This is a genomic window from Brucella grignonensis (assembly GCF_002252505.1).
Taxonomy (GTDB): domain Bacteria; phylum Pseudomonadota; class Alphaproteobacteria; order Rhizobiales; family Rhizobiaceae; genus Brucella; species Brucella grignonensis.
In genome coordinates, this window is sequence record NZ_NNRL01000169.1 from 82,178 (window position 1) to 106,065 (window position 23,888).

A 23,888-nucleotide genomic window follows, 5' to 3' on the forward strand; every position below is an offset into this window, starting at 1 on the left:
AACTCCTATGCTCCCACTGCCTTCAGACCTTCGAGCTCGATCCCATCGGATTGATCTCTTATGCGACCGATCTGCTCTATCGCCTGCTTGGCAGCAGCCACCACTTCAGGCGTTCCTTCTCCAATTGCGGGACTGTCCTGCAACTCGCTGAGGCGCATTCCCTCAAAGCCCTCGCGGCGGCTGAATTTTGCAAAAACCGTCCGACCGCTCATTTGCAGGAAGCGTCGCACCACCAAGTTGCGGTCTACGACGAGCAAAACAATGACGCCTCTGCCGAAGCGGCCTCGCACATGACCCGCGCCGACAAAACCGTCAGAATATTTCGAGGTGATACCTTTCATCACATCGGAATAGTGGCGCATCTGAAACCAAACGCCCAGAGACTGAAAGCCCCAAAGCAAGGCGAGCGCCAGCAAAGCCCATTGCCAGATAGCCATTTTGTTCTCCTCCCACGAAGAGTGAGCCGGATATTACTCAAGCTCACCTTTCGTCAATTAGAGAACATTTGTCTTCTTGAATGTCAATATGTATAATTTTTTCGATAAGTGAGAGCGAATGACACCTGACTTTTCAATCGGTTTCGCATAATGTCATTTACAAACGGGAGGCCGCTCGCAACATGGACTTGCTACTCAGAGAACAAATGGCATCTATGCCTGATTTGCGCCATCGGTTGCGCCAGCTGCGTTGGTTCAGGGCGACGTTCCGCAAGCACGCCAGTCTGTTGCATGAGCTTTATGGCGTCGAATATGAGATTGATGAAAAGAAGCTCACCGAAGCTTTCCTGAACTGGGTGGAGCTCGTTGATCAGAACAAGCGTTTTGCCAAAGTGGACCGCAAAGACTTCATCACCTTCGCCGCAGGTCTTGTGTTGCGAGAGCTGATCCGCTTGTCACCTGCGAAGGTCGTTTTGCCGCCAAAGCACGCCGCAGACGATGCCGCGCGTCTTTACGAAATCGTCAGCTTCTGGCCAGAAGGTTTTCTCTACACAAACTACTGTATCTGCGCGATTGCTGCTGTGCAGGAGCAGGAATTCGGTACTGTTCCGGATATCGATCAGTGTGCTGACGAGTTGCGAACGTGGTGGTCTTACAAGGAAAACGTCTCGGAAATGCCGGGTTATGCGATTGCATTTCTCGATAAGTTTCTTGGTGGCGAGCCGAACTGGGTCATGCCGGATCTGGCTTCAGCGCGCGCTGCGGTGAAGCGTGCGCTCGGCGAAAATAATCCCGTGACGAAGATTCAGAATACATAGTTGCCCACTATTTCCTGCTGATTTTTCCGTCGCCCGTACTTTCACGGTTTGAATGATGGTATTTCCCTCTTTGATCCGGTCCGCCTGTTTTTAAGAGCGCGTTTCGATCTGATTGGATCAGATCGGCGCTCCAAATATTTGTTTTAACCCGCATCGTTGTCCGAAAACCGTTCCACACTTTTCGGGATGCGCTCTAATGCCGGCGGTGTGGTGTCGTATGCGCAAGAATATCTCCCAATTATCGAGTTGAAGTATCCACCGTTAAGCCTCTGGTGAAGAGGTTGTTCCGGACTGATAATTGTATTCTTCAAAAATCTTACATTTTTCGATATTCAGTCGACAAATGTAAGATTTTTGATTATCAATGAAGCTAGGCATTGGGGGAGGGCGTCGTCGGATCAGAATAAATGTCCAAAAAAGCCGGGAATTCCGGCTTTCGGCAGGCCCTAAACAAAATGTGTTGACAAGCGACAACATAGACTGACAAATGTCAGAACTGGATGGCATAGTTTAGTTGGGCTGAATTTCTGATTGATTGCCATTTCAGTTAAGGGGTGGGAGCCCTGATGTTGAGAGGAGATGACGTGTCATCATATGGCGTGGATAGGCAGACGATTTTTCTGCTTTTGATCAATGGCGCAGTGCTGGCTGCCGGCGCAGCTTTTGCTGGCGCCAATTTCATGGATAGCTATAATCTGCAGTCCATGGCCGCTCAGGTGCCTGAACTTGGTCTGCTCGCACTCGGCGTTATGCTTGCCATGATTTCCGGAAATGGGGGTATCGATCTTTCCGGAATTGCGCTTGCCAATCTCGCTGGAATCATCGCGTTTCTTGTAACCCGCAACCTCATTCCAGTTGCTGATGCGCCGCTTCTGTTCTCATGGACATTTGCTGGATTGGCGCTTGCAGTTGGACTGGTCGGCGGGTTGGTCAACGGGATTATGATCGCCTATGCGCGGTTGACGCCATTGATCGCAACGCTTGGTACGCAGTTGGTTTTCACTGGTATTGCCGTGTTTCTGACCAATGGTTCGGCAATCAGCCTTGGTTATATCGAGCCGCTGGATAATTTCGGCAATATGCCGATCCTGAGCATTCCGATGTGCTTTGCACTGTTCCTCGCAATCGCTGCTCTTCTGGCTTTTCTTCTGAAATATACGCCCTTTGGTGTGAAGCTGATGCTCATGGGCAGCAACTCGAAAGCCGCGCGCTACGGCGGTATCAACGAAAAGCGTATGCTGCTTGTCACCTATACGATTTGCGGTGTGCTTGCATCGGTGGCGGGCATCATCATTGCGGCGCGCAATTCTTCCGTGAAGTGGGATTACGGTGGCTCTTATGTGCTGATCGCCATCCTTATCGCAGTGCTTGGCGGTGTTAAGCCGGAAGGCGGATATGGCAAAGTGTTGTGCGTGCTGCTGGCAGCGACAGCGCTTCAGATTCTCTCAAGCCTGTTCAACTTCATGAATATTTCCAACTTCTTCCGCGATCTGGCCTGGGGCGTATTGCTTCTGGTGCTGCTGGCATCAGCGCGCGTGCACCTTGGTTACTGGCTGCGACTGAGGCGATGACCAATTCCCTTACGGCCCAGCGGGGAGGAAACTTGCGGGCCTTCAGGAATGAAACTCAACAATAAGCATCATTATAATTGGAGGAGAAGCATGCGTAAAATTTCCAAACTGGCTGCCTGCACGGTGCTCGCAGGTGTTGCGATGGGTGGCATTGCCATTGCACAGGACAAACCAACCATCACAACGGTTGTAAAGGTTACCGGTGAAAACTGGTTCACCCGAATGAATGAAGGTGTGGATGCTTACGGCAAAGACAATGCCAATGTCAGTGTGAGTCAGGTCGGACCAGCCAAGGCAGATGCCGCACAGCAGGCCCGCATTCTTGAAGATCTCGTTGCAAAGAATGTGTCTGCGATTGCAGTTGTGCCGATGGACCCATCAGCGCTTGAAGGTGTTCTTCGTCGCGCTGCTCAGCGTGGTATCAAGGTCATCGCCCATGAAGGCGACAGCCTGACCAATGTCGATGTTGATATTGAAGCCTTCGACAATAAGGCCTTTGGCACACGCATCAACGAAGCACTTGCAAACTGCATGGGCAAATCTGGGAAGTGGACGTCATTCGTAGGTTCGCTTGGCAGCCTCACGCATAACCAGTGGGTTGATGCCGGTGCAGCGAACGCAAAGCAGTATCCAGATATGGAACTGGTTGCGGAGAAGAACGAATCCTTTAACGACGCCAATAAGGCTTACGAAAAGGCTAAGGAAATCCTGCGTAAATACCCGGATATCAAGGGCTTTCAGGGTTCGTCCGCTATCGACGTGATTGGTATTGGCCGTGCCGTTGAAGAAGCTGGTCTTCAGGACAAGACCTGCGTTTATGGTCTTGGTCTGCCAAAGGATACGGGTCCATATCTCGAAAGCGGCGCTGTTGATCAGATCTTCTTCTGGGACCCGAAAGACGCCGGCTATGTCATGAACAAGGTCGCAGATCTGGTTCTCAAGGGCGAGGAAATCAAGGATGGTATGGACCTTGGCGTTCCCGGCTATGAAAAGATGACCGTGATCAAGGGACCGGGCAAGGGCGTCATCATGCAGGGTCAGGCCTGGGTGGACGTAGACAAGTCCAACTACAAGAACTTTCCGTTCTAAGAAACACCCCGCCTGTCTGATAATATTTCGGGGCTGCTTGGCACCACAGCAGTCCCGGAATTGCGGTATCGCACCAACCAGTTTGTGCGCCTTGAATGAACATACGGCGCAAAAGTGTCTGAGAGTTTCAGGAATTTTCCATGCACGCTACAGATTCAACACCTGCATCAACGCCACCCTTTCTTGAAATTCGAAACGTCAAGAAATCCTTTGGTGGTGTTAAGGCGCTTAAAGAAGTCAGCCTTGTTATCGAAGCAGGCCAAATCTATCACCTGATGGGTGAGAATGGCTGTGGCAAAAGTACATTGATCAAAATCCTCTCTGGCGCGCAGCCTGCCGATGAGGGGCAGATTTTCATTGATGGCAAACCAACAGGCGCCCATGCTGGCGACATTGGTGCTATCGGTTCCTTGCGTGCTGGAATTGAAACGGTCTATCAAGACCTGTCATTGCTTCCCAACCTTTCTGTTGCCGAGAACGTCGCCTTCACCGAGCAGCTCGTTGAAGCATCAGGCAAGCTTGCACGCAGGCTCGATGTAGCGGCACTGAATGAAACGGCGAGACGCGCTTTGGCGGAAGTGCATCTTCCAACAGATGCAGCTTTTCTCAAACGCAGAACAGATACCTTGCCGCTTGCCACGCGACAGCTCATTGCAATCGCTCGTGCGGTTGCGTCAGAAGCGCGTCTGGTCATCATGGATGAGCCGACAACCTCGCTGACGCGACAGGAAGTCGTCAATCTCCTGCGCGTTGTCGAAAAATTGCTCAGCAAAGGCGTTGCTGTTCTTTTCGTGACCCACAAGCTCGATGAGTGCAAGTCACTCGGCGGTCGCGCGATCATCATGCGCGATGGTTTGAAAGTTGCGGAGCTTGATGTTGCCACGCATACCAAGGCTGAGTTCAGTCATTGGATGACCGGTCGCGAGATCAGCGAAACCCGGTATCGCACCGACCCGAAACTTGGCGAAGTGATGCTCGATGTTGACCAGCTGAGTGACGGGCAGAACTTTGAATCCGTTTCGCTTTCTCTGAAGAAAGGCGAAATTCTCGGTGTGACTGGTCTGCTTGACTCAGGTCGCAATGAACTGGCGCTGGCGCTTGCCGGTGTTGTGCCGGCAAGCTCTGGCAAAATCCGGCTGAACGGCGAAGAAATCGCGCCGCAATCGGCAGCTGACGCAATCCGCTTTGGCATTGGTTATGTTCCGGAAGATCGGCTTACGGAAGGTCTGTTTCTGGAAAAACCTATCCAAGACAACATAACGCTTCCGGTACTTGATCGTTTGCGCAATGCGCTGGGCATGATCAGTGGTAGGCGAGCGAAGAAAATTGCAGAAGACAGCGTTGCCGATCTTCAGATTGTTGCGCCGGATGTATCGATCCCGGTTCAATCGCTATCCGGCGGCAATCAGCAACGTGTCCTGATTGGACGCTGGCTGACGATTAATCCGCAGCTTCTAATCCTGCATGGTCCGACAGTCGGCGTCGATGTCGGCTCGAAGGATACAATCTTCCGTATTATCCAGCGCCTCGCTGACGATGGAATGGGGGTTATCATTATCAGTGATGATCTGCCGGAGCTCTTGCAGAACTGCGACCGTATCCTTGTTATGCGGCAGGGCCGTATCGTTGCTGCACACAATGCCGATGGACTGACTGAAGACGCGATCTACGCATCCATGGCCAGCACTGCAAAGGAGATCGCGCAATGACCGACATCGTATCGGTAGAAAAGACCAGTGCGAAAGAGCGCGGTATCACGCTCCGCCTCTGGGATCTGATGGGTGCAAGGCCTGAACTGTTCACGCTTCTGCTGACAGTTATTACCTGCTTTGTGGTTATCGCGGCCAATCCTGACTTCCTGCAGATGAGCAATCTGGTGGACATCCTTCGCGCATCTGTCGTGCGTGGTTTGTTTGCTATGGGTGTGCTGGTCGTTCTGGCTTCAGGCGGTATCGACGTCTCGTTTACGGCTATTGCCGCTTTTGTCATGTATGCGCTGACAATGCTGGTGACAAACCTGTTCCCTGAAATGCCAATGGCACTCATTCTGGTGCTGGCCGCGCTCGGCGGAGCTTGCTTCGGTGCACTAAACGGCTTTCTCGTGCAGAAGCTGCAAGCTCCTTCGTTGATCGTGACGATTGGTACGCAATATGTGATCCGAAGCTTTCTTCTCACCTTCGTTGGAACAGCGCTTTTCATGAATATTCCGGCTGCAATGGATGCATTCGGTAAGGCGTCGTTATTTACACATCGCGCATCGAACGGCGTTGTTTCGGTTCTGCCCGCAACTGTGCTGGTGCTGGTCGTTGCAGCTTTTGTGACATGGTTCATCCTTGAGCGCACATTGATGGGGCGCGCGATTTTTGCGGTTGGCGGCAATCCATCGATTGCTGAGCGTCTTGGCATCAACCTTTTCCGTGTCCGTATTTTTGTCTTTGCCTATGCAGGCTTGTTGGCTGGTATTGCGGGCGTGGTTCACGTTTCCAGTAATCGACTGGCCAATCCTTTCGACCTTGCGGGAATGGAGCTGGAAATTATTGCAGCGGTGGTGCTCGGCGGAGCACGTATTACCGGTGGTTCTGGCTCGGTTATTGGGACGCTTCTGGGGGTTCTATTGATAACACTCGTCAGTAACGTGCTGATCTTTGTGGGCATTCCAAGCACGTTGCAGCTGGCAATTGTTGGGGCTTTCATCCTGCTTGCCGGTACGATCTTCGCACTGCGCGACAGAACCTGAAGCAAGCCGACGAGCTGAACCATCAAGTATCTGAATTGAATAGCACTGGGAGGTCTGTGTTGTTTTCGCAGACTGCCCCCACTCGAAATCTGGGAGGATCTCATGTCTCACGATGTGTCCGTTATCGGGCTCTATATTCTCGATGTTCTCGGGCGCCCTGTTGATGCAATTCCGGCGGGCGGCAATGTCGAGTTTATCGATGAAATCCGGCTGACAGTGGCAGGAACTGCTGGCGGAACGGTGGTTGATCTGGCGAAACTTGGTCTCAACTGCCTTGCGGTCGGCGCCGTTGGTGATGACGAGAAAGCCGATTTTGTGCTCGCGACCTTGCAGCGCTTTGGTGTTGACGTCGCCGAGATGCAGCGGTTGAAAGGCATACCAACGTCTTCATCGATCCTCAATATTCGCCGCAACGGTGATCGTCCGGCGCTGCATGCACGCGGTGCGTCCGATCATTTTGAGATTGCTGACAGTGCTTTGGATGCAGTTCTGGCACCGCCAATTATTCATCTTGGCGGAACAGGTCTGCTGGCAAAACTTGACGGTGAACCGAGCCGCAAACTGCTTGCGGAAGCAAAGGCGCGCGGACGCACGACGACATTTGATCTTCTGGGTGCTAATGATGGCACACTGGATCTCATCTCGCCGCTTTTCCCGCTTATTGATTATTTCATGCCTTCGATTGAAGAGGCGAAGCAGATTTCCGACGCTAGTGATGTCGAGGGTGCTGGACGGTTTTTCATAGAACGCGGCGTCAAGCACTGCGTCTTCACCCTTGGTGGCGATGGCGTATGCTTCATGGATGCGTCTGGTACCGTTCTGCGTCAGCCAGCATTCCAGATCGAAGTCGTCGACACGACCGGTTGCGGCGATGCGTTCGATGCAGGTTTTATCACAGCATTGCACCACAAAATGGATGTGAAAACAGCGCTGAATTTTGCGCAAGCCTCTGCAGCACTGGTCGCAACAGGGCTCGGCTCAGATGCTGGTATCCGTTCGTTCGAGGATACCCTTAACTTTATGAATACCGCGCCAATCAAGCAGTGATTGAAAATGCGGCGGACCGCCCAAAACGATCCGCCGCTTTTTTCTATTGTGCGAGCAGAAGTTCTGCCGCTTCAAAATCGGTGACGAGGTGGGTGGCATAACCGCCGGTTAAAACGGCGCGGATCGCTTCCACCTTGCGCGCCCCGCCTGCAACACAGAGCCTGCGTGGAACACGGTGCAGCTCATCAAGTTCGATGCCGATGACGCGTTGGTCGAGTTCGCGAACGACCTGTTTTCCATCATTGTCGAGGAAACGACAGATCAGTACCGCGACGGCTCCATCTTTGGCATAGGCATCGATCTCTTCATCACTGGTGACATCAGCGACGCGCATCGTACTTTCAGATGATAACCCGCCAACCCCGAATACGATCATGTTTGACTGGGCAATCAATTCAAATTGCCGCTTAAGTGCAGGCTCACCCATCAAGGCATCGCGTAATCCAGCGCTGCTCAGGATAGCCGGAGCCAGCATATTCACGCTGGTTGCACCAATATTGCGGGCCATGATCGATGTGCAGAGTTCTGCCGCAAATTCACGTTTGCCCATTGATGATCCTGTGACCTGAACAACGCTCAACCCTTCGACAGGGCGAGGAAGGGAGATAGCGTCCGCGATCGCAAGGACGGTTCGCCCCCAGGATACGCAGATCGTATCGCCTGGCTTTACCATGCGTTCGATGAGGCGTGCGCCGCCGGTTCCCAGCGCCTGCAGCCGTGTTTCGGGTGAAGCGGCTTTCTCGCTGGGGATGACGAGAACTTCATCCAGAGCGTATTTGGCGGCTAGCTTATGAGCGATCTCTGTACGCGTAAGAATTTCTGAATTCATCAGAATCTTCACCACGCCCCGCTGTCTCGCTTCCTGCAGATAATTGACGATCGTTGCGCGAGAAACGCCCATCTTCTTTGCAATATCGTTTTGGGTTAGCTGGTCTTCATAATAGAGCCAAGCCGCCCATACGATCACGTCATCAAACTCAGCCGGGATGGCATGCGTAGACGGTGTCAGATCGTCCGATGTCATACTGATTTCCTGATGTTAGCCGTTCATCTGACTCGCACAGAAACGAGTTTTAATCAACAAGCCAATCAAGGAAGTTGACTAATGTCAGTATATAGTGTCAATTGTTTCAAGAGTGAGGAAGCATCTTCATAAAATATTGTTTTGCCATGGAAAATCGTGTTTTCCGTGAGCGCTTGTCTATGTCTGCGGCTTGGAGGTTGCAGATTGCCAACCGAGGAGCAGGCAGATGAAGTCGAATTGGTCAGATGCGGATTTTAACGCAATTGTCGGAGCCTATGAGAAGGCGGGTATCAATCGCGATGTTGCTATCCGCACTTACACCACTCGTTTGCTGGGATCTGAACCAAAACTCGTTCTCCATGGCGGTGGCAATACCTCAGTCAAGACCGTGCTGAATGACCATGATGGTACACCGGTTGAAGTCCTTTGCGTGAAGGGCAGCGGTTGGGATATGGGCAAGATCGAGCCCGCAGGCTTGCCTGCGCTTCATCTTGAGCGTCTCAAGGCAATGGTCAATTACGACACGTTGAGTGATGACGATATGGTGATGTTGCAGCGCCGCCTGCTTCTTGATCCGTCATCGCCAAACCCTTCCGTTGAAGCCATTCTTCATGCAATTCTTCCCTTCAAGCATGTCGATCACACTCATGCCAATGCGATTGTAGCGCTGACCAATCAGCCGAATGGTGAGGCAATCATTCGAGAATTGTTTCCGGAAATGATCATTGTTCCTTATGTCATGCCGGGTTTTGATCTGTCCAAAGCTTGCCTGAAAGCATTTTCCGAACGCCCGGATGCGCCGGGTATGATCCTGCTGAAACACGGTATTTTCACATGGTCTGAAGATCCGCGTGTGGCTTATGAGAATATGATTGAAGCAATTGATCGGGCCGAGAAGCGCATTGCGCAAGGCAATCCGTACCCGTTCGGTCGTGCAAGCACTAAAGAACACAAGGAAAAGCTTGCTTCAATCGCCGACATTGCTCCGATTTTGCGTGGGGCAATCGCACTTCCGGGCAAGGAAGAAGGGCGTCCGCGCCGCTTCATCATGGAGCATCGCTCGAACGATGAAATCCTTGATTTCTGCGGTGCTCCCAATGCTGCCGATCTGGTACGTCGCGGCAATGCAACGCCTGAGCACGTCATCCATATCAAGCGTTATGGCGTATATCTACCGGCACCTTATGCACATGATCTTGAGAGCTGGACGCAGATTGTCAGAGAAAGCGTCGCGTCTTATGTCGCTGCTTATAAAGACTATTTTGAACACAACAATGCGCGTGTTGGTGGGGGCAAAACCATGCTCGATCCGATGCCGCGGGTTTTTTACATCGATGGTATTGGTTTGTTTGCGGCAGGACCGACGCAAAAAGCGGCCCGTATCGGTGCGGATGTGGCTGAAGCAACCATTGAAGTGATCCGTGGCGCCGAAGGAATTGATCAGTTCGAGGCGCTTAGTGAGGAAGACCTCTTTGACATTGAATACTGGTCGCTTGAACAGGCGAAACTCGCCAAACAGACGGAAAAGCCACTCACCCGACAGGTTGCGGTTATCACTGGCGGCGCAGGCGGCCTCGGTTTGGCCATTGCTGAGCGTCTCAGAGAGCAGGGTGCTGAAATTGCTTTGATCGACATTGACGCAGAGCGCGTGAAAACGGAAGCGAAGCGTCTGGATGGAAAAGCTGTCGCTTGCGATTTGACCAACGCGCAATCCGCTGAGCAGGCAATAGCCGATATCGTTGCAACCTACGGCGGAGTGGATATCCTTGTTTCCAATGCTGGTGCAGCTTTTCAAGGTGCACTCGCATCGGTCGATGATGCTTTGTTCAGGAAGGCCTTCGATCTCAACTTCTGGAGCCATCATTACATCGCCCGTGCTGCAGTGAATGTTATGAAACGTCAGGGGACTGGGGGTTCCATCGTGTTCAATGTGAGCAAACAGGCTGTTAATCCGGGTCCTGATTTCGGCCCCTATGGGACTTCAAAAGCCGCACTCATGGCTTTGATGCGTCAATACTCTCTGGAACACGCCGCTGACGGAATTACGGTCAACGCCGTCAATCCAGATCGCATACGCACAGGTTTGATGACTGATGAAATGGTTGAAGAGCGGGCACAGGCTCGTGGCGTGACGCCGGAAATCTATATGCGCGGTAATCTGCTTAAGCGCGAAGTGTTGGCGGATGATGTTGCGGAAGCATTCCTGCACCTAATTTCAGCACGTACGTCCACCGGCGCGGTTGTCACGGTTGATGGCGGCAATGTTGCAGCGATGATGCGCTAATATAGGTTAATGCAAATATCAGGGCGGGAAGCTTTCATAGGAAAAAGAAACAGACCTTTTGGTCCAAATCTCAACGCACAAAATCCATAACTGGCTTATAAAGATCGAAGAGTTGGCTCGCAAAGCCCTTCATTTGACTGGAGATTCTTATGATCAAGCTTATTACGCTCACCTCATTGGCGGTTACATTGCTTTCTTCGACGGTTCTGGCTTCTGCCTCAGGCTCCATCGATGCAATTACGTTGTCATCGGGTGGGGTGGCGGAAATATCCAGAAAGCCTGCGGTTTCCAATGATGGAATTGTTGAGATCGAAGTTCCTCTCAATCAGGTCGATGATGTACTCAAAAGTCTTGTTCTCAAAGGTGGAAAGGGCGCGATAAAAAGCATTTCTCTCGCTGGCCCAAATCCGGTTCAGGAAACTTTCCAACAGCTCCCATTTTCGCCATCGGACCTGTCCTCAATGTCGGCTTTCCTGTCTTCGATTCCGGGAACGTCGGTAACGGTTTCGAGTGCTGGAAAAACCGTGAAGGGCAAAGTTCTGGGTGTGGAGGCTGTGGCCAAATCCGACGATGCCAAGTTACACGTGCTGACTGTGCTTGATCAGGATGGGCAGATCCAGACCATTAAACTTGGTGAAGACACATCGCTAAGTGTGGATGACGCCGAGATGAAACGAAAGCTCACAAATGCAACAGCAGTTTTGGGGCGGGGGAGCAACGATAGTGCTCGTGTAATTCGCATAACAGTCGGCGGGCTTTCGGCGACGGATTCCCGCTTGGCTTATGTCGTTGCAGCCCCCATCTGGAAGACGGCTTACCGGATTTTAACGGAGCCAAATGGTAAAGCCAGACTTCAGGCTTGGGCTATCGTTGAAAACGCCAGCGGCGAAGATTGGAAAGACGTCAAGTTGACGCTTACTTCGGCTGATCCTGTTACCTTGAGGCAGCGTCTGCATCAAATTTACTGGAAGGATAGGGCTGAGGTCATTGTAGACACAGCGACCAATAACGTCGTTGAGGCGGATACCGGAAATCTGGCGAACAGAGCAAGAGCTCGTTCGGCCGAGAGTGAAAAGGCTGCGGTCTTCGAGAGTGATGAACAAGTGGCGGGTGCGATGCGTGTCCCGGCACCTGCCATTAGTGGTTATGGAGGAGGCTCCACAACAGAAAACACGGACAGCGCCGTTGCTGCGGCCTCTGAAAATGACACCAGTGCAAGTTTTGAGCTTCCCGGAACATTCAGTCTGACAAATGGCGATAGCTTGTCTGTGCCTATTGCTGATGCGCAGATTGAAGCGGAGATGATCTCAATTTATCGGGGCGGTAGCAGCAATATTCATCCAGTTGCTGCGATCATGCTGAAAAATTCAACGGGCAATAGCATGCCGGGCGGTATCCTGACCGTTTACGACAGCGGTGCTGGTTACGTTGGTGATGCTCAACTCTTGAGCCTCCCAAAGGGTGACACGAGAATTGCCGCTTTTGCTACAGACCGTAAAGTGACAATAACGCAGGAGCAGGAACCAACCAGACAGATTGCCGATATCAAGGTCGTTGATGGTGTTGTTCGCATTTCGCAGAAAGCGCGTGAAACCACGACCTACCGTATATCGGGTGCTCTTGATGCTGACAGGACGGTTATTATTGAACACCCTGTTCGGGACGGCTGGTCATTTTCTTCTCAGGCTGATGATGGCAGAACAGCTACCAATCATCGGTTGAAAGCCTTGGTTAAAGCTGGTGAAGAACAATCGGTCGTTGCTGTCGATGAACAGCTTCAGAACGAAAGTTACGGACTTATCGATGTCGATCCAGCTGCGCTTTTAAGTTGGTCGTCCTCAGCCTCTGACAAGGGCGTTGCGGAAAAGTTCAGCCAGCTTGCCAAGGTGCGGCAGCAGCAGATTGACAAACAGCTCGAACTTCAAAGGTCTGAGGAAAAGCTTCAAGATCTCCAGAGTGAGCAGGAACGGATTCGCGAAAATATCGCAGCTGTGCCGGAGAACAGTGACTTGAAAGCCAAGTATCTGACGATGCTTGAGGAAAGTGAGAACTCCATCTCAGATGTTTTGAAAGCCAGGCAAGCAAGTAAAGTAGAAATTGATCGCTTTACCAATGAACTCCGAGAGCAGATACGGAATTTCTAAAACGAGACGGCCTCTCCCATCTCAAAGGATCGGCTCAAATACACTAATGTATATTGTGACCGTAGATAACAAAGGACACTATTGCGGTTAAAGCGCCAATAGCTGCGAGCAGATAAGCACGTCGAGAACAATGGTGATTTTTGTTGGCCAAGCCGATTGCTGTTGTGGTTAGAGTCCACAAAACCAAAAATGCCAGAAGCAACAATGTGTAGATTGGATTGGAAAGATCATATCCGCCTCCACCGATTGAGGGGGCCGCGGGTGGTGTCGGATTTAGCAACCAGTTAAACCCACCTGTCACTAAAGCGAAGATAGCAACCCAAAAGAAAAATATACGATCTCTCAAGTTTAGCTCCCCGGCTGATAAACGTGACTAGTAATGCCCCATGGCTTCCTGTTCGATAACTACGCTCATTCCCATTGATAGCAAGGTGGTCAGCATATCATTGAGTTCAGAACCGAAAGCCCCATTCGTCAATGCGGCAGGAAGAATGTCAGGACAGACGAGTGCAACTGCATGAATTATATCGCTTGGTGTGGCTGCGTCTTTTAACGCGGCCTGAAGCTCCATTGCTTTGGGGTCATTCAGCGGCAGGAGCTGATCGCCGGGATCCTTTCGCACGAGAAAGGCAAGCCAAGCGGCCAAGGCAAACACAAAGGGACGTATCGATCCACCAGCCGCTATCGTTTCCAATGCTGGGGCCGTTATGCGTTGGGGAAGCTTTTGGGTGCCATCCATTGCGATCTGCGCCGTAGAGTGAGCAATTGCCGGATTGGAAAATCGCTCGGCCAAGGCAGATGCATAGCTATTGAGATCAATGGCTAGTCCTTTGACGGTTGCTGCGGCCGCAGCAAGATGGCGCTCAACGAGGGCAGCGTGATGAGGGTCCACCATAACATCGCGTACAAATGTTTTGCCTGACAATTGTCCACTATAAGCCAGCATGGAATGGGCACCGTTCAGCATCCGAAGTTTCATGCGTTCATATGGAGTAACATCATCGACAAACAGGGCGCCTGCGCATTCCCATTCTGGCCGTCCGGTGCTGAACTGGTCCTCAATTACCCATTGAGTAAATGGCTCGGTTTCGACCGCTGCCTGATCTTCCCGCCCCGTCAGTTCTGCAGCCAGTTTGGCAGTATCGGCATTTGATGCCGGAGTGATACGATCGACCATGGATGACGGGAAACGGACATTGTTTTCTATCCAGTTGGAAAGCTGCTCTCCGCGAGTTTCTCGAGCGAAAGTCAGTACCGCGTTGCGCAGCTTCTGGCCATTGTGCGATAGGTTATCACAACTCAGCACTGTGAATGGCGGCAGGCTCAATTTCATTCTGCGGGCGAGTGCAGCAACAATCAGGCCGATCACTCCAGTCGGGGTTTCGGGATTTGCAAGATCGGCAGCGACTGCGGGATGATCATGATCGAGTTGCCCGCTACTGGTGATGCCATATCCTTTTTCTGTCACCGTCAGACTGACGATGCGGCAGTCGGGTGATGCCATGGCGTTTAGTGCTTCGCTGCTGACGTCTGGTCCGGCCAATACCCGTTCGAGTGCACCGATCACGCGTGCCTCCGTGGAAGCGCCGCGCGTGATCATCGTGTAATGACCATTCTGCGGGTTCAAACTATCAGCAACTGCGGTTCCGCGTAGCGACACGCCGACCACCCGCCAGTCGCCACCCTTTTGTGCAAGAACAGTATCGGTATAAGCCAGCAGATGAGCGCGAGCAAAGTTGCCAAGCCCCAGATGGACGATGCCAACCCCATGATTTTCCGGCTTATAGCCGGGCCAGGTAGCTGCTGTTCCATCACTCGCCATTGCTGAAAGTCTTGTCATTCAACGACCCTGACATCTGGATGCGATAGCGCAGTCATGATCCCACGCAACTCGGCCAAACCTTTCAATCGTCCAATGGACGGATAACCCGGCTGTGCTCTTCTGTTCAAATCGTCAAGAATATCCTGACCATGATCTGGCCGCATTGGAATTTGCCAGTCTGTACGGCCCGCAGCTTTACGCCGGTTTTCTTCTGACAGAATGGCAGCGATCATGGCGACCATATCGGTATGGCCTTCCAAGTGAGCCGCTTCATGGAAGGATCCGCCAAGATGGGGTTCTTCGAGTGCGACATTGCGCAGATGCAGGAAGTGTACTCGTTCGCCCAGGCGTTTCATCATGCCCGGCAGATCGTTGTCGGCACGTGTCCCCAGTGATCCGGTGCAAAGCGTAATGCCGTTTGCCGGAATATTCACCGCGTCCATCACCGCTTTGTAATCGGCTTCAGTCGACATGATGCGCGGCAAGCCGAGTAGAGGAAACGGTGGATCATCCGGATGACAACACAAACGTACGCCGAGTTCTTCTGCCAGCGGGCTCACCTCTGCCAGAAAATCGATCAGGTGTCCCCTGAGACGCTCAGGTGAAATATTGTCATAATGTGCAAGATGGAGCTTCACATCTTCCATCGACATGCGTTCGGCGGCGCCAGGCAAACCGAAAACGACATTGCCCGAGAGTTCCAGACGCCGGGCGTCGGACATCTCCGCGAAGCGCTTGCGTGCTGCTTCAAGAACCTCTGAGCTGTAATCATCCGATGCGCCGTCGCGCTGCAGAAGAAACAAATCGAAGGCTGCAAAATCGATGGCGTCGTAGCGCATACAAGTGGCGCCGTTTGGCAATCGATAAGCCAGATCAGTGCGCGTCCAGTCTAGGATTGGCATGAAGTTATAGCAGATCACCTCAATACCCGCATCGCGCAGGTTTCGCATCGAGGTTTTCCAGTTTGCGATATGTGTTTTCCAATCACCTGTCTGGCGTTTGATGTCTTCGGATACCGGGAGGCTTTCGACGACCTCCCATCTCAGGCCGGAGGCATCCCCGTTTTTCATTCGAGCGATGTCTGCTTTGCGTTTTTCGATTTCCGCGGACGACCAGACCGCACCAGTTGCAACATGGTGCAAGGCTGTCACGACACCTTCTACTCCTGCCTGCAGCATGTCATCGATGGATACCAGGTCCTTGGGGCCGAACCAGCGCCAGGTCTGTCTCATATTGTCGTCTCTCTGTTTTCAGGGCCGTGCAGATGCATTGGCAAAAATAATTTGAACCTTGACTGATTGAGATCGGTCAGTCGCTGCGTGAAATGCGGAAAGCGCTTCGCTTACGGGCAGTGTGGCTGTGATAATCGGGCGGGGATCAATTGCGTGCGATCCGATAAGGCGCACGGCTTCAGCGAATTCGATATCGAAACGCTGCGAACCAACGAACTGAATTTCCTTACCGACCATCACATTCAACGGCATGGTTGTTGGTCCGGCGACCCCCACCTGCACCATTGTGCCGAGCGGTCGCAGACATGAAATCGCATCATTGATTGCGGGTGCCGCGGCCGAACATTCGAAGACCAGATCAACCTTGCCCTTGCCGTCTTTCCATCGGTCGAGCCCGGTGGGATTGGCTGAAATGTTGACCGTGTGATCAGCTCCCATTTTTGCAGCAATAGCCAGCGTCGCGTCCTGAATATCCGTCACGATGATTTCGGAAGCGCCTCGCATCCGTGCAACTGCCACACAAAGCGCCCCGATAGGGCCTGCGCCGGTTACCAGCACGACTTTACCTGACAAGCTTCCAGCGATTGCTTCACCGCGATTGGCTGCATGCAGGCAGACTGCCAGCGGTTCCGAACAGGCCGCCGCACCCGGTTCAATGTCATCAGGCACAGCAAAGCATTGATCTGCAGCAATCACCATTTTGTCGCGAAACATCCCTTGCTGATGCGGAAGGTACATTGCTGAACCTTTAAAACGCATCGCGATGCAGTGGCGCGGCAAGCCTTGCTGACAAAAACTGCAGGTGCCGCAGGGCTGGGACGGGTTCATGGCAACAAGCTGACCGACGGCGAGGCTTGTTACGCCTTCGCCGAGTGCTTCGATACGCCCGGATGCTTCATGTCCGAGAATGATGGGTTCACGAACACGAATTGTACCAATGCCGCCTTCCAGCCAGTAATGCAGGTCCGACCCACAAATGCCACCAGCCTGAACGGCAACAAGCACTTCGCCGGGGCCGGGTGTTTCGAGAGGTCTGCTTTCTATCCTCAGATCATCTTGCGCGTGAAGGCAAATTACACGTGTTTCCGACAGCTCTGTCATTGCAACCTCAGGGCATCAATGTGTTGGGCAACCACGTCGCCAAAGGAGCGAAATAGCTGACCATCAGAAGAACGATAATATTCGTGATGACGTAGGGAATTATTGCCCTGATCACCGGCGATAGAGGTAGCCGCGCTATATTTGACGCGACGAACAGGCAGACGCCAACGGGAGGTGTCGTCAGACCGATCATCAGGTTCAGCACAGCAAAACAGGCGAAGTGAATGGGGTCGATACCAACTGCGATAGCCAGAGCCTGCAAAGGCACAAACAGAATGATCAGCGCGGCAATGGTTTCCATGAACATGCCAACAAACAGAAGCAGAATATTAATCAGCAGGATGACAAGAAACTTGTTGTCCGTAATGGAAAGAACTGCGTCTGCGAGTGTCTGCGGAATGCGCTCTGCGACCAAAATCCAGCCAAAAACATTGGCTGTGCCAACCAGCACCAAGATGCCGGCCGAACTGATTGCGCTGTCGATGATGATCTTTGGAATACGGCTTACCGGCAATTCCCGATAGATGAACAGACCGACGAGGGCAGCATAGAGACACGCCACTACAGCAGTTTCTGTTGGCGTGGTGATCCCAATCAGCAGGCCACCGACGATCAGGGCGGTCATTGCGATTGCCCATATCGCGCCAGTGAACGACGACAGCAACTCTCTGATGCCCTTCCAGTCTTCACGAGGGAAGTTCTTTTTCTTTGCGATGAAATAGGTGGTCACCATCATCGCAAAGCCCATCAGCAGACCGGGCATTGCGCCGGCGAGAAACAGTTTTCCCACTGAAAGTCCGGAGAGCGATCCGACAATGATCATGGGAACGCTTGGCGGGATCATCGGGCCGACAGTCGACGAGGCAGCGGTGACTGCAGCCGAGAAATCTGCGGGATATCCGACTTTCTTCATGCCGGGGATCATCATGCCGCCAACCGATGCCACATCGGCGACTGCGGTTCCGGAAATGCCGCCGAAGAGCATGGAGGCCGCAATATTGGCTTGTGCCAAGCCACCGCGCATCCAGCCGACGAGGGCATTGGCGAAGCGAATGATCCGCTCGGTAATGCCACCGGAATTCATCAGGTTTCCAGCCAGAATGAAGCCCGGAATACAGAGCAGCACGAAACTGTCCATTCCGGCATACATTTTCTGAGGAATGACAACCAACGGGATATCTGCGAACAGAAGATAAGCCATTGAGGACAGGCCCAATGTCACGGCAACGGGCAAGCCGATGGCAAGGCCTAGCACAAAGGTGCCAAGAAGAAGGGTCAGACCCATCAGTTTTCCTCCGAATTGGGGATGGGGCGCCCGTCATGGCGGCCTGTCAGCATTTCGATGATGCGCATCAGCGCCCAAATGATCAGCGCAACGAAAAGAATAAGTTGCGACGCGTGGATGAAATCCATGCGCCAGCCCAGAGACGGAGCCGTTTGACGGCTACCAATCGTGGTGTAATCCCATGCGGCTGGCAAAAGGACGGCTGCAAAGACCACCGTCAGAATTGCGCTCACCAGTCGTAAGAACCAAGGCATACGCCCGGGCAGGCTTTCACATAAGAGATCAACGTTGACCATATCTCCGCTGCGTAAGGCGAGGCCTGCGCCGAGTGCTCCGATGTAGAGCAGGCAGAATCTCGTAAGCTCCTCAGTCCAGACTGGAGCTGTGCTCAGAAACGTGCGTGCGTAAACCTGCAGCAAAACCGCGCCCATAAGCACAAGAAATGTTGCGAGTATCAGAAGGCGGCATACACCCTCCAATCCTTTGAATGTCTTTGTCATGGTATCCTCGACAGGGTCGCTGCCGGATTTTATCCGGCAGAGCCTTGATCTCAGTCGTTGAAAACCTGCTCAACCAGAGGACGGATTTCCTGCGGTACCGATGCGATGACGGCGTCCTTTGCCTTGCTCGCAAATGCAGCTTGGTCGACTTCCACGAATTTAACACCGCGTGCTTCTAGATCGGCAACGAGTGCTTTTTCGTCAGCCGTGAACAATTCACGCTCGTAAGACTGTGTTGTTTTGGCGGCTTCCTTCAAAGCAGCCTGATCTGCTTCCGACAATTTGCCCCAGCTACGCTCTGATATTGTCAGGTAAATCCATGAGCGAACGTGTTCAGTCTTGTTGACGACCTTCTGAACTTCGTAAAAGCCACCCGACTTGAAGAGGGCGAGCGGATTTTCCTGTCCTTCGATGGTGCCGTTCTGAAGCGAGGTGAACACTTCCGAGAAGGCCATAGGGGTTGGGTTTGCACCAAGCGCTTGCCAAGCAGCCACAAAAATAGGCACATTTGGCACGCGGACTTTGAAACCCTTCAGATCTTCCGGCTTTGTTATTTCGCGATTGGCGGAAAGATTACGGGGGCCGCGTGCGAAATAAGTCAGAGGGCGAATGCCTGCCTTTTCGATGATTTCGGCCTCGATTTGCTGGCCGATATCACCCGATGCAACCTTGTCCATATGTTCAAGCGACTTGTATCCATATGGCAAAGCCAGCAAAGCCGCTTTGGGCGCCCAATTCTGCAGACTTTCGCCGGTGATGGTCATATCGGCGGTGCCAAGCTGCATGCCGTTGATGACGTCGATTTCCTTACCGAGCGATTCATTGGGATAGACTTCGACCGCTACGCGCCCTTCGGTGCGAGCCTTGACCTCTTCAGCGAATTTCAATGCGGCCTTGTGCCAGATGTTCTCTTCATTGGCGAGGTGGCCAAGCTTAAGCGTGACTTCCTGTGCAAGCGATGTGCCTCCCATCAATGCGAGCATCGCACAGGTTGCCGCTATGTGTTTAAAATTCTGAAACTTCATTCTTTCCTCCTCTGGAATGGTGTCGGCGCCGTCTTTGTCCGGCGTTATAGAAAATATTCGGGCCGTTCCTGCTCGATGATGGGGAGATCGATCAGAATCCCCTGTAGGTGCTGCCGCATGAATTGTTCCGCCCGCGCGGCGTCTCCCGATGCAATGGCGTCAACCACCTCGCGGTGCTGAGCAATCAGACGATCAACCGGAAAATGCATGCTCGAAAGAAAACGCACTCGATCCATCTGCGCCTTCATTTCAACCACGACGCGCCAGGCTTTGCCCTTGTCAGCTCCTTCAGCCAAAGTGCGGTGGAATATTTCGTCGGCATCCATGAAATCCCTTGCCGATCCGCCGATGAGTCCTTCCTGACGAACAAGCTGCGCCCGTAGTTCGGTCACAAGCGCATCGTCTGGTGATTGGGCCAGAAGCTTAACGATGTCGGCTTCAACGGCTTCGCGCACAAAGCGTGCATCCATTACTGCCTGGAGTGAGATTTTTGCGACGAAGGTTCCTCGCTGCGGGCGGACCTCCAGCAACCCTTCATTGGCAAGCGTAATAAAGGCTTCACGCACAGGTTGGCGGCTCACGCCATACTGCTGAGCCACGTCAGCTTCTGAAATTCGCGTGCCGGGGGACAATGCATTGTCAATGATGGCAGCCCGCAATGCAGCGTAAAGCTGATCCACCACACTGATGTGCTTTGGTCGCAACAATGGACTTTGCATATTCTTAGTCTCCTCGATTTCTGATTATACCATACTACCATACCAGTCAATATGGTGACGCGTTTGCACGGCGGTGGTTCAGCTTGCTGATGTGTACTCCGGTGAGTAAATAGCCGAATTATCTCGGCTTTCCGTCAATTGTTCAGGCAATGAAAAATTGGATGATGTGTCGATCTGCAGGCTGCAAAACAGGCTATTCCGCCGCGCAGCTCATTAGAGCGCATCCAGAAAAGTGTGAAACGGTTTTCGGAAAAGATGCGCGTCAAAATAACGAGATAGAACGCCGATCTGAATGTATCAGACCAGCGCTTCAGCAACTTATTTTGAAGTGAGTCTCATCTCGAAACGCGCTCCTTGCATTTTTCAGGAAGTGTTCATTGAGTGATTGCATGAACCAGAGCATTTCCTGCTTTTCTTGAATCATTGGAAATGCTCTATCTCTTTGTTTTTTCGCATTATCCGACGCAAAACCGCTTCGCACTTTTGCTGGAAATGCTCTAATCACACGGTTTGATATGAATTGGTGTCGCTTCCTCTTTGCCCAACTCAACGCATTTCTGTGCCGCGCAAAAGGTCCAGCCGCCGCCTGTTTTTCCGGATGCAGCCAGGACGATTTCCTGCCGGGGCGGTATATGCGGACGATATTTATACCAACCGTCCTTCAAGACAGCGTCAGCCGGTGGATCCATACCGGCTCCGGAGCCTTTGATACGCGCCTCTGATAGAACCAGCCCCTGTGAAGTGAGTATCCACGACTCCTCCCATGGTATTTTTTCAACGCTGTGCGTCCATGAGAGGAGAAAGCTTGTGGTGGCGATTTTTACAATGCTACCAGCTGTTGCGATGCAGATTGCCATTTAGCTGGACGACGCGACAACCGAAGGCCGCGATCTCCAGAAATGCCAGACGAGGAATGCAGCACAGGCAGCAAAGCCCAGTTCATCGCTTAAAGGATAGGTTGCGAGCATCAGGGCGATGGCTGCGAAAGCCCATATACGCTCCCATCTATTTAATGGTGTGCGAAGATGGCCGATCGCCGCTGCACCCCAAAGAAGGATACTGAGCAGCGCCTTAATGAACATATAGGCGAAAGCCGGCCAGAATCCGAATTTTTCCGAGAGAGGGCCGCCTTCCTGTAGCATGATAATCGGTTCGTACACCGCCATAAAAGGTACGGCGAAACCCGCCACGGCAATGCGGATCGCCTGCATACCAATTTTCATCCCCGATTCCCGTGCGATTGGCGCTGCCGCAAAAGCAGCGAGTGCAACGGGCGGAGTGAGGTCAGCCATGATGCCAAAATAGAAGACAAACATGTGCGACACCAGAAGAGGCACTTCGAGATGAAGAAGCGCAGGTCCTGCTATCGAAGAGGTGATGATGTAATTGGGAATGGTCGGAATGCCCATGCCGAGTACGAGACAGGCAAGCATGGTAAGTATCAGCGAGAAGAACAACGAATTTTCCCCCACACTGACAATTACACGGGCAAACGTCGATCCTGCACCGGTAAGCGCCAGAACACCGATAATGATGCCAACCAAGGCGCAGGCGATACCCACTGGGAGGGCATTTTTGGCACCTTCCCCGAGGCTTTGAAGGCAAAGGTTGAGCGTTTCGCGACCGCCGCGTACCAGAAAGTTTATCGCGACCAGAAGCACTACGAGAGCGATGATCAGCGTAATTCCTCGTAGGGTATAACCGAAGATATTGAAGGTTGTGCCGAAAGCCGCTGCCGACATGACGCCAAGCGCGACCCAGAACAGCACGCGCAAAGGCATAGACATGGAGCCGGAGACCGGTACGCCGAGAATGATAAGTGCGGTCAGGCTCAGGCCGACGGTGCCTGCAAACAGTGGTGTGTAGCCCGAGAAAAGAAGCCATACCAATGCGACCAGCGGCAATACAAGAAACCAGCGTTTTTTGATTGCTTCGAGCGCGCTTGGCATTTCGCTTTTATTAAGGCCCTTCATTTTGAGACGCCGTGCCTCAAGATCCACCATCACGAAGACAGTGATGAAGTACAGAATTGCCGGAACAATTGCCGCCTTGACGATCTCGACATAGGGCAGGCCAAGCGTTTCTGCCATGATGAAGGCAACCGCCCCCATGACCGGAGGCATGATCTGGCCCCCCATCGACGCAACGGCTTCGACACCGCCAGCAAAGGCAGGGCGGAAACCGGAGCGCTTCATGAGCGGAATGGTGAAAGCGCCTGTGGTCACAACATTGGCGACACCGGAACCGTTGATCGTTCCCATCAAGGCTGATGAGATCACCGAAACTTTTGCAGGTCCTCCACGCGACGCGCCAACCGTTCCCATGGCAATATCATTGAAGAGTTGGATCATGCCAGCGCGTTCGAGAAATGCCCCAAACAGAATGAAAAGAAAAATATAGCTCGAAGAGACATAGATCGGCGTGCCGTAAATTCCTTCTGTTCCCAGAAAGAGAACCTCGACCACCTGCTCGAAATCATAACCGCGATGATTGAGTGGATGCGGCAGATATTGCCCGAACAAGCCGTAAGCCAGAAAAATCGCGCAGATGAGCGGCAGTGTCCAACCCATCATCTTTTTCCCCGCCCAGAAGACGAGAGCGACCACGAGAATGCCGATTATGATATCCGGCGTGTTGGGTTCGCCCGCGCGGATCACCAGGTCTTCATAGAACACCCAGTGATAAAGACTGAGCACGAAGGCTACAATGGCTGCTAGCCAAAAGGCAGCTCGTTTTGCAGCCACTGTGCTTGCATTGGCGTAAAGGCCGAAGAGAAGCAGAAGCAGAAATCCGACATGAACAGAGCGGACCACCTGACTTGGCAGCGGTGAATAGGCGGAAGTCCAAAGCTGGAAAACAGAAAAAGCCACGGCAATGGCAAACAGGATTTTCGCGCCGGTGCCTGTGCCCCAGGCCGGAATATGCTCAGCCGATTCTACGGCGCTGTTCTCACTCTGCGTCATGAACGAACCTTCATCAGATTGTGCATTTAAAACGAACAGTTACGGAAGAGATCCGATTGAGAAGGATCGGGCACTGTCCGTCAGAAAAAT

The 23,888-nt window shown here is 52.6% G+C and carries 19 protein-coding genes; 8 read left to right on the forward strand and 11 right to left on the reverse strand.

Going from position 1 to position 23,888, the window contains the following annotated elements:
• Positions 1-5 precede the first annotated feature (5 nt).
• A complete protein-coding gene (locus CEV33_RS23000) occupies positions 6-437 on the reverse strand; it encodes a transcriptional regulator GutM (RefSeq protein ID WP_094542672.1) in 432 nt (143 codons plus the stop codon).
• Positions 438-619: 182 nt separating this feature from the next.
• Here CEV33_RS23000 and CEV33_RS23005 point away from each other — a divergent pair, with 182 nt between their 5' ends.
• The 6 genes from CEV33_RS23005 (at position 620) to CEV33_RS23030 (ending at position 7,699) form a co-directional block, all read left to right on the forward strand.
• Positions 620-1,255 carry a hypothetical protein gene (locus tag CEV33_RS23005; protein WP_094542673.1) on the forward strand — a complete coding sequence of 212 codons (636 nt, stop codon included), beginning with the start codon at positions 620-622 and terminating at the stop codon, positions 1,253-1,255.
• Between the two features lie 584 nt (positions 1,256-1,839).
• Positions 1,840-2,826, forward strand: a complete 987-nt coding sequence (locus CEV33_RS23010) for an ABC transporter permease (RefSeq protein ID WP_094542674.1) — start codon at positions 1,840-1,842, stop codon at positions 2,824-2,826.
• 90 nt (positions 2,827-2,916) lie between these two features.
• On the forward strand, positions 2,917-3,915 hold the full coding sequence (locus CEV33_RS23015; protein ID WP_094542675.1) for an autoinducer 2 ABC transporter substrate-binding protein: 999 nt from the start codon (positions 2,917-2,919) through the stop codon (positions 3,913-3,915).
• A 140-nt stretch (positions 3,916-4,055) separates the two neighbouring features.
• A complete protein-coding gene (locus tag CEV33_RS23020; protein ID WP_094542676.1) occupies positions 4,056-5,624 on the forward strand; it encodes a sugar ABC transporter ATP-binding protein in 1,569 nt (522 codons plus the stop codon).
• Positions 5,621-6,652, forward strand: a complete 1,032-nt coding sequence (locus tag CEV33_RS23025; protein WP_024896470.1) for an ABC transporter permease — start codon at positions 5,621-5,623, stop codon at positions 6,650-6,652. Before CEV33_RS23020 ends, CEV33_RS23025 begins: the two co-directional genes overlap by 4 nt.
• A gap of 102 nt (positions 6,653-6,754) precedes the next feature.
• Positions 6,755-7,699 (forward strand): carbohydrate kinase family protein, encoded by a 945-nt coding sequence (locus CEV33_RS23030; RefSeq protein ID WP_094542677.1) that lies wholly within the window; start codon positions 6,755-6,757, stop codon positions 7,697-7,699.
• 43 nt (positions 7,700-7,742) lie between these two features.
• Here CEV33_RS23030 and CEV33_RS23035 read toward each other — a convergent pair whose 3' ends face one another.
• Positions 7,743-8,723 (reverse strand): sugar-binding transcriptional regulator, encoded by a 981-nt coding sequence (locus tag CEV33_RS23035; RefSeq protein WP_094542678.1) that lies wholly within the window; start codon positions 8,721-8,723, stop codon positions 7,743-7,745.
• Positions 8,724-8,949: 226 nt separating this feature from the next.
• On the opposite strand from CEV33_RS23035, the gene CEV33_RS23040 reads away from it, so the two are divergent.
• Both CEV33_RS23040 and CEV33_RS23045 read left to right on the forward strand, forming a co-directional pair.
• Positions 8,950-11,007 (forward strand): bifunctional aldolase/short-chain dehydrogenase, encoded by a 2,058-nt coding sequence (locus CEV33_RS23040; protein WP_094542679.1) that lies wholly within the window; start codon positions 8,950-8,952, stop codon positions 11,005-11,007.
• A gap of 257 nt (positions 11,008-11,264) precedes the next feature.
• Positions 11,265-13,151, forward strand: coding sequence for a DUF4139 domain-containing protein (locus CEV33_RS23045; RefSeq protein WP_235818513.1), 1,887 nt, complete (start codon positions 11,265-11,267; stop codon positions 13,149-13,151).
• Between the two features lie 373 nt (positions 13,152-13,524).
• Here the strand turns inward: CEV33_RS23045 and CEV33_RS23055 are convergent, their stop codons facing one another.
• The 9 genes from CEV33_RS23055 to CEV33_RS23100 form a co-directional block, all read right to left on the reverse strand.
• Complete coding sequence (locus CEV33_RS23055; RefSeq protein WP_094542682.1) at positions 13,525-14,991, reverse strand: mannitol dehydrogenase family protein; 1,467 nt, start codon at positions 14,989-14,991, stop codon at positions 13,525-13,527.
• Positions 14,988-16,205 carry a mannonate dehydratase gene (uxuA, locus tag CEV33_RS23060; protein ID WP_094542683.1) on the reverse strand — a complete coding sequence of 406 codons (1,218 nt, stop codon included), beginning with the start codon at positions 16,203-16,205 and terminating at the stop codon, positions 14,988-14,990. Before uxuA ends, CEV33_RS23055 begins: the two co-directional genes overlap by 4 nt.
• An 18-nt stretch (positions 16,206-16,223) precedes the next feature.
• Positions 16,224-17,306, reverse strand: coding sequence for an L-idonate 5-dehydrogenase (locus CEV33_RS23065; protein ID WP_094542684.1), 1,083 nt, complete (start codon positions 17,304-17,306; stop codon positions 16,224-16,226).
• Positions 17,307-17,313: 7 nt separating this feature from the next.
• Positions 17,314-18,591, reverse strand: a complete 1,278-nt coding sequence (locus CEV33_RS23070; protein ID WP_094542685.1) for a TRAP transporter large permease — start codon at positions 18,589-18,591, stop codon at positions 17,314-17,316.
• Positions 18,591-19,091: a TRAP transporter small permease gene (locus tag CEV33_RS23075; RefSeq protein WP_094542686.1), complete on the reverse strand. Its 501-nt coding sequence runs from the start codon at positions 19,089-19,091 to the stop codon at positions 18,591-18,593. The genes CEV33_RS23070 and CEV33_RS23075 overlap by 1 nt, the downstream gene beginning before the upstream one ends.
• Before the next feature lie 50 nt (positions 19,092-19,141).
• Complete coding sequence (locus CEV33_RS23080) at positions 19,142-20,116, reverse strand: TRAP transporter substrate-binding protein (RefSeq protein ID WP_094542687.1); 975 nt, start codon at positions 20,114-20,116, stop codon at positions 19,142-19,144.
• 44 nt (positions 20,117-20,160) lie between these two features.
• Complete coding sequence (locus tag CEV33_RS23085; protein WP_094542688.1) at positions 20,161-20,835, reverse strand: GntR family transcriptional regulator; 675 nt, start codon at positions 20,833-20,835, stop codon at positions 20,161-20,163.
• 497 nt (positions 20,836-21,332) lie between these two features.
• Positions 21,333-21,692 carry a DUF1850 domain-containing protein gene (locus CEV33_RS23095; protein ID WP_094542690.1) on the reverse strand — a complete coding sequence of 120 codons (360 nt, stop codon included), beginning with the start codon at positions 21,690-21,692 and terminating at the stop codon, positions 21,333-21,335.
• A complete protein-coding gene (locus CEV33_RS23100; RefSeq protein ID WP_094542691.1) occupies positions 21,693-23,798 on the reverse strand; it encodes a TRAP transporter permease in 2,106 nt (701 codons plus the stop codon).
• Positions 23,799-23,888 lie beyond the last annotated feature (90 nt).

Excerpts from the sequence above, each read along its gene's own strand:
- CEV33_RS23000 (WP_094542672.1), bottom strand. The coding sequence starts at position 437 with ATGGCTATCTGGCAATGGGCTTTGCTGGCGCTCGCCTTGCTTTGGGGC.
- CEV33_RS23005 (WP_094542673.1), top strand. The coding sequence starts at position 620 with ATGGACTTGCTACTCAGAGAACAAATGGCATCTATGCCTGATTTGCGC.
- CEV33_RS23015 (WP_094542675.1), top strand. The coding sequence starts at position 2,917 with ATGCGTAAAATTTCCAAACTGGCTGCCTGCACGGTGCTCGCAGGTGTT.
- CEV33_RS23020 (WP_094542676.1), top strand. The coding sequence starts at position 4,056 with ATGCACGCTACAGATTCAACACCTGCATCAACGCCACCCTTTCTTGAA.
- CEV33_RS23025 (WP_024896470.1), top strand. The coding sequence starts at position 5,621 with ATGACCGACATCGTATCGGTAGAAAAGACCAGTGCGAAAGAGCGCGGT.
- CEV33_RS23030 (WP_094542677.1), top strand. The coding sequence starts at position 6,755 with ATGTCTCACGATGTGTCCGTTATCGGGCTCTATATTCTCGATGTTCTC.
- CEV33_RS23035 (WP_094542678.1), bottom strand. The coding sequence starts at position 8,723 with ATGACATCGGACGATCTGACACCGTCTACGCATGCCATCCCGGCTGAG.
- CEV33_RS23040 (WP_094542679.1), top strand. The coding sequence starts at position 8,950 with ATGAAGTCGAATTGGTCAGATGCGGATTTTAACGCAATTGTCGGAGCC.
- CEV33_RS23055 (WP_094542682.1), bottom strand. The coding sequence starts at position 14,991 with ATGACAAGACTTTCAGCAATGGCGAGTGATGGAACAGCAGCTACCTGG.
- uxuA (WP_094542683.1), bottom strand. The coding sequence starts at position 16,205 with ATGAGACAGACCTGGCGCTGGTTCGGCCCCAAGGACCTGGTATCCATC.
- CEV33_RS23065 (WP_094542684.1), bottom strand. The coding sequence starts at position 17,306 with ATGACAGAGCTGTCGGAAACACGTGTAATTTGCCTTCACGCGCAAGAT.
- CEV33_RS23070 (WP_094542685.1), bottom strand. The coding sequence starts at position 18,591 with ATGGGTCTGACCCTTCTTCTTGGCACCTTTGTGCTAGGCCTTGCCATC.
- CEV33_RS23075 (WP_094542686.1), bottom strand. The coding sequence starts at position 19,091 with ATGACAAAGACATTCAAAGGATTGGAGGGTGTATGCCGCCTTCTGATA.
- CEV33_RS23080 (WP_094542687.1), bottom strand. The coding sequence starts at position 20,116 with ATGAAGTTTCAGAATTTTAAACACATAGCGGCAACCTGTGCGATGCTC.
- CEV33_RS23085 (WP_094542688.1), bottom strand. The coding sequence starts at position 20,835 with ATGCAAAGTCCATTGTTGCGACCAAAGCACATCAGTGTGGTGGATCAG.
- CEV33_RS23095 (WP_094542690.1), bottom strand. The coding sequence starts at position 21,692 with ATGGCAATCTGCATCGCAACAGCTGGTAGCATTGTAAAAATCGCCACC.
- CEV33_RS23100 (WP_094542691.1), bottom strand. The coding sequence starts at position 23,798 with ATGACGCAGAGTGAGAACAGCGCCGTAGAATCGGCTGAGCATATTCCG.